At 69.2% G+C, this 9350-nt stretch carries 7 protein-coding genes; 2 read left to right on the top strand and 5 right to left on the bottom strand.

The window, feature by feature from the left end:
• Nucleotides 1–458: 458 nt before the first annotated feature.
• The 4 genes from PV410_RS43255 to PV410_RS43240 all read right to left on the bottom strand — a co-directional run bounded on the left by PV410_RS43255 (nt 459) and on the right by PV410_RS43240 (nt 5477).
• Nucleotides 459–989, bottom strand: coding sequence for an SMI1/KNR4 family protein (locus tag PV410_RS43255; protein WP_500321041.1), 531 nt, complete (start codon nt 987–989; stop codon nt 459–461).
• Between the two features lie 257 nt (nt 990–1246).
• Entirely contained in the window at nt 1247–2305 is a 1059-nt protein-coding gene (locus tag PV410_RS43250; protein WP_500332172.1) for a hypothetical protein, read from the bottom strand.
• A 122-nt stretch (nt 2306–2427) separates the two neighbouring features.
• Nucleotides 2428–4887, bottom strand: a complete 2460-nt coding sequence (locus PV410_RS43245) for a helicase associated domain-containing protein (protein WP_500332171.1) — start codon at nt 4885–4887, stop codon at nt 2428–2430.
• 191 nt (nt 4888–5078) lie between these two features.
• Nucleotides 5079–5477, bottom strand: a complete 399-nt coding sequence (locus tag PV410_RS43240; protein WP_500332170.1) for a hypothetical protein — start codon at nt 5475–5477, stop codon at nt 5079–5081.
• A gap of 575 nt (nt 5478–6052) precedes the next feature.
• On the opposite strand from PV410_RS43240, the gene PV410_RS43235 reads away from it, so the two are divergent.
• On the top strand, nt 6053–6379 hold the full coding sequence (locus tag PV410_RS43235; protein WP_500332169.1) for a hypothetical protein: 327 nt from the start codon (nt 6053–6055) through the stop codon (nt 6377–6379).
• Nucleotides 6380–6543: 164 nt separating this feature from the next.
• Here PV410_RS43235 and PV410_RS43230 read toward each other — a convergent pair whose 3' ends face one another.
• Nucleotides 6544–6756 (bottom strand): hypothetical protein, encoded by a 213-nt coding sequence (locus PV410_RS43230; protein ID WP_500332168.1) that lies wholly within the window; start codon nt 6754–6756, stop codon nt 6544–6546.
• Between the two features lie 124 nt (nt 6757–6880).
• Between PV410_RS43230 and PV410_RS43225 the strand changes: the two genes are divergently transcribed.
• Nucleotides 6881–9289 (top strand): helix-turn-helix domain-containing protein, encoded by a 2409-nt coding sequence (locus PV410_RS43225; RefSeq protein ID WP_500332167.1) that lies wholly within the window; start codon nt 6881–6883, stop codon nt 9287–9289.
• Nucleotides 9290–9350 lie beyond the last annotated feature (61 nt).

Here is a 9350-nt window from a genome sequence, read left to right as displayed (position 1 = left end):
GGGTAACACAGCGCTGCGCGCTGTGCAAGTGAAACCGCCTCGCTTTGCTCGGCGGTGAGGGACGCTTCGCGTCCCGTGAACCCCCGCGCTCCGCGCGGGGGTTGCATCCGCTTCGCGGATGCCGGCCCTTCGGGCCTAACTGGGGCTTCCGCTTCGCTTCAGCCCCAGTTGCGGCGCTAACGCGCCTTCAGGTCAGGTCCGCTTCGCGTCCCTGACGGACCTTCGGCTTCGCCTTCGGTCCTTTGTGGCCCGCTGACGCGGGCCGAGCTAGCTGCGATGCGAGGGCGAGTGGTTATGCGTCAGGTTGGTCTCTCCCGTGCCTTCATGGAGCACAGATGCTTCCTTCATTCAAAAGTTTCTGGGAATCCGAATTCCCCTCTCCTCCCTACCGGCGCGGAGGCTGTTGCTGAGACCTGTACGACTGCGGCACACAGCCCGCTTCTCCGCTCGCGAACCGATCAGGCAGGCTCGAAGACCGGCTCGGGCATGGAATGTGCCACGGGCTCAGATACGGCCTGTGCCGCGGAGGGTGGCCAAAACCCGGGTTCGGTAAGGATCCGGTACAGGACCTCCGTGGCGGTCACCTCGTAACGGTTCCACTCCCAGGTGTCCACCTGCATGGTGAGAACCGGCCATGAGTCCACCGCGCCGTCCGTGACCTGCCAGAAGAACCAATCGCCCGAACGCGAGGCCCCCCATGGGATCAGGCCCCCCGTCGTGCCGGGCTCATGGATCCTGTAGGGCGCGAACGGGCCGTCCGAACTGTCGTCGCCCTCCAGCAGGTAGCGCCATTCCCCAACCAGATCCTGCACGCGGGTCTCGTCGACGCACAGCACCGACATCTCCCGCGAGAACTCGCCAGCGCCGAAGGCCTGACACAACAGCTTGTAATCGCTCGGCAGCTCGGTCCCCAGCGCTGCTTCGATCTCCGCCCAGGGCTGTGCCACGTCCCGCGCGTCCCAACCCGTGACGCGAAGAAGAGAATCCACCCACACGACAAACCTCGCCTACTTACCTATGGGTATATCGGCCGGTTGGGAGTCCGATCCCGGATGCAGTGCGGACGATACCAGGCCAAATAAGTGACTGTGACCTGCGTCGATCACCTGCCGTCGCGTCCATATCGGCGGCCGCCCCGGCTTCTTCCCTGCAGGTAACAGCGGCTCCAGCAACGCCCATTGCTATCCGTCAGATCGCCACGCGGCACGAGATCACCACACATCAAGATCCACTTTCGATACACGCCCTAGAACGGCCGAACGTACGGGCGGTCCTTCACCCGGTCGTAGATTCTGCGCAGCCACGGCTGTCGGACGGCGGGAAGCCGTACGAGGGTGTAGCGGAACAGTGTCGAGTCGGGCCGGAACATCCCCCACGGGTGCATCGGTAGTGGGTCGTCGCGGAGGACGCCGTCAGGCAGTCGGCCAGTCGCGGGCACGGGCAACCCTTCGTTGGGGAAGGCCAGGTGCATCCACACGTCGGCTGGCAGGGGCACTGTTTTCGCGCTGCTGGGCGGCTGCCACGCTTCCCCTGTCCGCGGATGCCGCGGAACGAGCAGGATGTCGGGGTCAGGCTCCGGGGCGGGCAGGCCTGGGCCGGCCAACGCCGCCGTCTTCGCCGGCGGCTCCTGAGGGAGCAGGGTGTCGAGCGTGCGGCGGAGGGTTGCCGCGGCCAGGCCGTTGGGGATGGTCACGGGTGTGCCGTCCGAGGCTGCCAGGAGGTGGGCCAGCGCTACGCCGGCTGCCGCTGCCCATTGCTGGCTCCAGTCGCCGGAGGGGTCGACCGGCGAGGTGGGTTGCACCTCGGTCGCCAGCGCCTGCCAATCTACTGTCCGGGGTGCAGGGTCGTCGGCGGGGATGCGACGCACGGCGCGCGGCGCGAACCGCACGGCCTGCCAGAGTGAGCAGTCGTCGATGCGGGTCGCCACGGGCTGTCCGCACTGCTCGCAGGCGAGGTTCGGGCCGTCTCTCCCATCGAGCCCGCAGCAGCCGCCGTCGCAGCGCTCCGAGATCAGGACGGTGCCAAGGGTGTCACCCGGGGCGATGACGATCGTTCCCGGGTCGCCGAACGGCAACGAGTACACCGGGGCGAACACTCCGCGGGCCGCCGCTTCGTCCTCGCCGACCTCGCTCCAACGCCGCCATGGAGGCCCGAACGGCTCCGGGTCGACCGCGAACGTCCCTGCCTCCATGAGCACCGGCAGCAGGCCGTGCCCCCACGTCTGGCGGGCATGGGCGGGAAGTGCGACCTGCGACAGCGGGGCGCTCAGCACGGCGTCGCACGTCGCACATGCGAACACCGTCATGCACCCTCCCCCGCCCTGGACATGCGGAGTATCCCGGCTCCGCGATCACCGGCCAACAGGTTTTACGCTGCCACGGTGATCGGCCGACGGCTCCTCATCGGCGCGCGAATCCAGTCGGGCAGTCAGGCGAGCTGGATGACGGGGGTCGTGTCGTCGGTCCAGTCGCCGTCGAACAGAGAGGCGATCAGCCTGGCGTGGTCGGCGGGGAGCTGTTCGGCTCGGTGCTTGGTGCGGGCCTTGGCGAGCCAGGGCCCGATCTTGACGGTGTCGCCGTCGACGAGGATCTCCTCGCGGGCGGTGGGGGGCCGGCCTTCCCGGGCGATGAACAACTCGAGGAGCTGGACGGTCTGGGCGAAGGTCCGGCGGGCCTTGGAGGGCGTCTTGAGGGGGTTGGTGTCCGGTGTCAGGCCGAGGTCGGTGAGGAGCTGCTGCTGGCCGGGGTCGAGGGTGGTGAAGGTGGTGAGCTGGCGGTGGAGCCAGCGGCTGATCTTGACCGTGCCGATGACGGTGTCGAGGTGGAGGTCGCCGGGGTTGTGGCCGGCGGCGAGGTGGGCGCGGAGCAGGTGGTATTTGCGGTGCCAGTCGGGGCCGTGGGACAGACGCCAGTGGGGGTCGATGGCGTCGAGGTCGGCGGCGCGGGCCGGGTCGAGCCGGCCGTTGGCAGCCAGCGAGCGCTGTTCGGCAAGGAAGGCGCCGCCGGGGGCGGTGACGGGGATGGCCAGATGGCCGTGCGCTTGGTGGTAGTCGGCGGCGGTGGTGAGCTGGGCGCGCCAGGCGGCATCGTGTTTGTCCCAGATCATGTCGAGGGCGTCGAGTTCGGCGATCCAGGCGGCATCGGCAGGGTCCTGAGGGTTAAGGCGGCCGGTGCGGCGGGCGTCGCGCATGCCGGTGATGAAGGCGCCCAGGGCGTAGCCGGTGGGGTCGGTGTAGTCGGTGGGGACGTCGAGGTGGCCGTGGTCGTCGTGGAAGGCCTGGGCGGAGGCGAGGCCTTCGCGGCGGGGGCGAGATTCGGCGGCGCGGGGGTCGAAGGAGACCAGGTCCATGGCGCGGGCGATGCGTTCGGGCTGGACGGTGAAGTCGAAGTGCCAGCGGTGCGCGATCAGCTCGCGGGTCTCCTGCGGGAGGCGGTTGGTCTTGTTCGGGAGACGCTCGGCGATGCGGTGGTCGTGGCTGGCCAGAGCGGTGGCAATCGCCCAGACCGGCTCGTAGGCCGTGCCCAGGATGTCGGCCGGGTCCGCGGCCGGTGGGATGTAGGCGGGGATGACGAGGCTGGCGACCTTGCCCGCCTGGGCGGGCTGGCGCAGGGCGCGGCCGAGGGCCTGCACGACGCGAATGACACTGCGGGAGACATCGGCGAAGACGACCGCATCCACGCTGGGGATGTCGACGCCCTCCGCAACGACCTTGGCGTTCGCCATGATCGCGCACGGGGCCTGGGCGAAACGGGCGAAGACCTCGGCGCGCTCGGAGGGGGTGTGGTCACCGTCGACATACAGCGTCAGCGGGTCGAGGTCCGGCCACAGCTCGGGGGCAGTGGTGCGGAGCAGGCGCAGGGTGTGGCCGAGCTCGCGCGTGAACCTCTTCGCGTCCGCGACGAGCTGGAAATACACCAGGACCCGCTTCAGGCCGTGCTCGGCCATGGTCTTCAGCACCGCCAGGTGCAGGGCAGTGGTGCGCAGCGCATCCCCGCCCCCGCTACCGCCCCCAGGGGCGAGGTCAGGGGCGGTCGCCGTGGTGGGCAGGTTCAGGCGGGCGCGGAGGTCATCGTCGCTGATGGTCGGCACGATCACCCGGTAGTCCGCCAGGACACCGTCGGCGACCGCCTGAGCGAGCGGGTACTCGAAGATCTTCTTGCCGTAGACAGGCTCGGAGTCCATCGAATTCGCCGACGCCTCCAGATCCGGCTCGGCAAGCCGACGACGGCGTGGGCGCCGCACATCCGCGGACTCCGCCAGATCCGGACCGCCGAAGATCCGAGGGGTGGCGGTCATGTAGAGACGGCGATCAGCCTTGATGCGGGCGTTGTCATTGACGACCGCCCACTTCTTGTCCGCACGGCCGGCGATCCGGTGCGCCTCGTCCATGACCGCAAGATCGAACGGCGGCACCGCGCGGCCAGAGTGCTGCGCCGCCTCGACCTTGTCCAAAGAGTCATAGGTACACAACACCGTCACCGCGTCCAGGACCCCAGCGGCGACCGCCGACAGCACCGCCGCCAGGCCGGCAGCGTCCCCGGTGGAGCCCACGTTCGCCTCCGCCAAGCCCTGATGGGCCCGGGTATCCATCGAACACACCGCCACCATCGCCTCGGCCCGGCCGTCCCCTCGCCAGGCCAGCGCCGTCTGCACAATCAGATCCAGCGTCGGCACCACCACCAACGTCAGCCGCGACCCGAGCGTGCCCGCCAGACGGATACCGACCAAGGTCTTGCCCGTACCGCACGCCGAGACGTACAAGCCCCTGGTGCCCGGACGGTGCAGATGCCGCACCGCACGATCAAGACCAGCCTGCTGATCCGCCCGCAGCACAGCCGACCCAGCAGCGAGGTCAGGGACAGCAGAGGCGGGGGTGGCGGTGCTCATGGAGAGCATTCTCCCGGGCCAGTGGGTGGTGGGCCGGCAGTGCCGGAGAAGAGGGCCGAATCCGCAACCTGGGGGAAGCGTTCCCCCTGCTGTGCAGGCGTTTGGCGCGTGGCCGGGCAGCCCGCCCGCCTCGTGCCGAAACCCGCCGCAGTGATCACTGACGGCTCGGCGCCCGCCCGGAAGGGTTGTCGTCACAGGCGGTAGGGCCACAAGGTGACGATGTCCCGTGCGACGCGGACGTCCACCCACATGTCGTCGGCGTCCTGAGGCGGTGGCGGGTCCGCGAGGTCGAACAGGATCGCTACCTCTCCCATGTTGAGGAAAGCCGCTCCGTCCTGGGTCGGGTCGAGTTGGCCGCGAAAGGTGATCTGGTCGCCCTCACTGCTCAGCCCGGGCGCGGCGGTGAAGGCCGGCCAGGTGTTGACCTGCCACGCGATGTCCTCATCGACGGTCCACTCGACATGGTGCTGACGGCCCACGTCGGCGGGTTCTCCCTTCCACAGCGCCACCACGGTGCCGATCCGGGAACGCGCCCGTACCCACACCGACCCCGACGGACCCTGCCCTGCTGCCTCCACATGGACCAACACCCCACGATCATCCCCGACCCCGCCGTTCAGGCAGCGGCCGGGGGCGTTGCGGTGCTGGCTCCTGCCACAGCAGCAGGTCAGTGGGCACCGCGTGCCGCCGCCGCGGCGTTTTCGGGGCCTGGGCAGGCAGCGGTGGGCGCGTAGGGGCAGCCTCAGGAACTCTCCGTAGCTGCCTCCCCGCCATCGGGCCAGCCATTGAGCGATTCCGAACGGCCCTGCTGCCCTGTCCCCAGTGGCGCGCAGGCATCACGGGCGTACTCCGCTGCCCGGCCCGCCCGATCAGCTGATGCCCGCATCCGCGCTCCGCAGCCGCTGTAGGGCTGCCAGCGGCACCCCGCGCACACAAGCGTCCGGGCCCTGGCCGAGCCGTTCAAGGCCCGTCACCGTCCCCAGAGTGGCAAGGCGCAGCCAGGAGGCGGCGCACGAGGGCGCGGTCGGCCTGCTGGAGCAGGTCGGGCATCAGCTAGCGACCGAGACGGCTCGTACCCGGTTCGTGCGGTGATCACCGAGCTGGGCAACGGCAAGGCGCTGACAGTGCTCGGGCGGGCCGAACTGCTGGACGTCGTAAGGACGTGATGGAGCCAGATTCGGTATTCGCCGCCAGCGGCCTCGTCCGCGCGCTCGGGCCCGCGCAGACCCCGATGACCGTCGAGGCGGTCGTGACCCACGTCGAGGCCCTGTGCGCCGCGTTGGGCTGCACGCTGGACGGTGCGCTGCTGAAGCGTGCCCGGGCCGTCCACCGTGCTTCCATGGCTGGCTACCTCGCCCAGCGCGGAGGCCTCGCCACCGAGGCCGGACAGCTGGCCGGCCTCTTCCGTGAGCCCACGCTGCAGGAGCAGTTCGACCAGGACGGACGGCAACTGCTGCTCGTCCTCGGCATGGAACTGGTCCACCGGCCGTGACTTGGGTCCTGATCGCCCCGGCGGGGGAACTGCTGTCGCGTCACCGCGCGCCCGCGCTCGCCAACGCGGAGCCCGGTCCCATCCTCGCCAGCGGGCAGGTTGACGGTTGCCTGGCGGCTTCCCCCGGGCTGGGAGCTGCGGAGGCGCCGGGAGGGCGAAGCCCGTCAAAGCCGCCCGGCCGTGATCGCGAAGGTCAGCAGTGCCAGGGACAGGGTGGCACTGCCGGCGAAGGCTACGGCACCGCGCAGCAGTACGGCTGTGTAGCTTGCTCCGTCGATCCGGGCAAGGAGGCCAGCCGCTGCTCCTACGAGTGTGCAGAAGAGCGTGAGGACTGCCAGGAGCAGGGCCAGGAGGATCAGGTGTGTGGGTGAGGTCATGTCTTCTTCCTGAGTGATCGGACGGTGGTGACCTCGGTGAATTTCGCAGTTCCGGTGTTCACCGGGGTTCGGGCCGAACAAAGTTGAACGATGACGGTCGCCCGAGGGACGGAGTGGGCAGGACGTGGGGGAAGTGCACGAAGATCCGTTGTCGGAGCTCAAGCGGCGGCTGCGCACACTCAGGGCGGAGCGTGGGCTGCAGGTGAATTGGCTGGTGGCACGGTCCGGGGTGAGGCGCACAACGGTCAGCCAGGCGCTGAACGGCAAGACGGTGCCGTCCGAGGCCACGCTGGTGGCTCTCGCCAAGGCGCTGAGCGTAGAGGTGAGGCCGTTACTGGACCTGCGCGAGGACGCTGTGCAGGGCCGAGGACACGATCGTCAACTCCTTCGTCGACAGCCGAGTACGGGACTGCGCGCGGCTGGCCACCAGGCTCAAGGCGACGCTCGTGAGCGGCCCGGGCGGCTGGTGCGCGAGCTCTGTGATCCATTCGATCTGGAGGTCCAGCGGGCGATCGGTATCTCCGGCGGTGACGGCTCCGGCTCTTTGCCGGTGTTGCCGGTATACGTGAAGCGCGATCACGATGAGCTGCTGCGTGAGGCGGTTCTCGGCGCCGTGGACGGGCGCAGTGCCTTGGTGACCTTGATCGGTGGTTCTTCCACCGGGAAGACCCGCGGCTGCTGGGAGGTGCTCCGGCTTCTGCCGGACGAGTGGCGCTTGTGGCATCCGATCGCGCCAAGCCACACCGATGCGGTGCTCGCGGAGCTGCCAGAGGTCGGAGCGCACACGGTGCTCTGGCTCGACGAGATCCGGCACTATCTGCTGACCAGCGATGCGGCCGTCGGCGAGCGGGTCGCTGCCAGCTTGCGCGAACTGCTGCGCACGCGTGAGCGCGGTCCCGTCCTCGTGCTCGCGACCGCCCAGTCAGCGGACTGGACCCGCCTCACCGCCCCTGCTTCGCTCCACGATGGTTACCCCCAGGCCCGGGCGCTGCTCACTGGATTCGGCGTCCGCGCGCGGATCCCGGATCGGTTCGTCTGTGATCCCGCGGCGCTTGAGGAGGCGACACGGGCCGACCCGCGTGTCGCTGAGGCGTTCGCCCGCGCGGAAGACGGTCGGCTTACCCAGTACCTGGCGGGCGTGCCGGTACTCCTGGAGCGCGTCGAGCACGCCACCCCGATGACCCAACATCTCGTTATCGCCGCAGTGCAGTTGCGCCGCCTCGGCCACGGCCCGATGCTGCCCCTGCGCGGGCTGAAAGCAACCGCAGCTGCTCTCACCCCTGTTCACGTGTGGGATGAGCACGCTCACGATGGGTGGTTCGAGAACGCCCTGGAATACCTTTCCGCCCCGTGCCGGGGCGTCCCCGGCCCCCTGAGCCCAATCCGGCCCCGGCCCGGCACTCCCCCACCGGACCAGCCGCTCTACCGGCTGTCCGGCTATCTCTTCGAAATGGGCCGCTACGAGCTCCGCCACGACTGCCCGCCCGCGCGGTTCTGGGCAGATGCCCTGCAGCATGCCTACACCGACGAGGACCGCCGGGCCCTCGCCACGTCCGCGTATGAGCGAGGGCGGGTACGCATATCCGCCTCGGTCTCAGACGGTACGGACTTGTTCAGTCTGTACGACCGCGGCTGCTCCTACCTGCTGGGGCAGGAGGCTAACAGGGCGCGTGCGGAGAGCGCTCTGGCCACGATCGGTGAGCAGCGAGCGTCCGGTCAACTCCAGCGCAATGCCGTCCTCGCCTACTTCTACCCGCGCCAGGAAGCACACCACCTTGACCAGCTTGGGGAGCACGGGCGGGCCGCGGCCGTCTGGCGTGAGCTCGCAGATCAGCGCCACCTGGATGCCTTCGTGCACGTCGGGCGCTATCACCTGGAGCTCGGCCGGCGGACGGAGGCCGAGCGGTGGTTCCGGCAGGGTGCCGGGGCCGGTGACGACGACGCCATGCAGGACCTCGTGTTCCTGCTCGCCGAGGACGGGCTGTTCGACGAAGCCGCCGAGTGGACCGAACGGATCGCACGGCCCGCGGAGAGCGGGGACATCTACGCCTACTCCCGGCTGGCCTACTGCTATAAGCGGGCAGGAAATCTCACGCAGGCCAAGATCTACTTCCGCAAAGCGATCGACGCCGGACTCGTAGACTGCTACCGGGAGCTGATCGAGTTGCATCTCGAGGAAGGGGACATCGAGGGGGCACGCCGCCTGTATGCAGAGGCGATCGAAGCGGGCGAGACTACCGGCCCCATGATGCGGGCCGACGAGCAGGGGGAGCACGCCAAGGCCGACGCACTCGCTTTCACCGCCCGGGACCGCGGCCGTACTGTGGAGCCGCTTCGGCAGTTGCTGTTGCATCGACTGCAGCAGCCGGACACGGTCGCCCTCGGAACGGCTCTCGCGCGCACAGTGATCGACGCCGGCGATGCACTCATCGTCGAGGGAGTGGCCAGCGAGCTGTCGGCAGCCGGACACCACCGTGCTGTCGAAGCCCTGCAAAGCGTCTTCGACGAAGTCGACGAAAGCATTGACCAGTAAGGACGCACGCCGCTCCACTTCAACCGGTTGACCGGCGGGCCTGGAGTGGTCCGGCGTGACC

It is taken from the genome of Streptomyces sp. PA03-5A (assembly GCF_033792725.1).
Taxonomy (GTDB): Bacteria; Actinomycetota; Actinomycetes; order Streptomycetales; family Streptomycetaceae; genus Actinacidiphila.
The sequence above is the reverse complement of the archived record's forward strand: the minus strand, read 5'-3'. Positions and strand labels throughout refer to the sequence as shown.

Excerpts from the sequence above, each read along its gene's own strand:
- PV410_RS43250 (WP_500332172.1), bottom strand. The coding sequence starts at position 2,305 with ATGACGGTGTTCGCATGTGCGACGTGCGACGCCGTGCTGAGCGCCCCG.
- PV410_RS43245 (WP_500332171.1), bottom strand. The coding sequence starts at position 4,887 with ATGAGCACCGCCACCCCCGCCTCTGCTGTCCCTGACCTCGCTGCTGGG.
- PV410_RS43235 (WP_500332169.1), top strand. The coding sequence starts at position 6,053 with ATGGAGCCAGATTCGGTATTCGCCGCCAGCGGCCTCGTCCGCGCGCTC.
- PV410_RS43230 (WP_500332168.1), bottom strand. The coding sequence starts at position 6,756 with ATGACCTCACCCACACACCTGATCCTCCTGGCCCTGCTCCTGGCAGTC.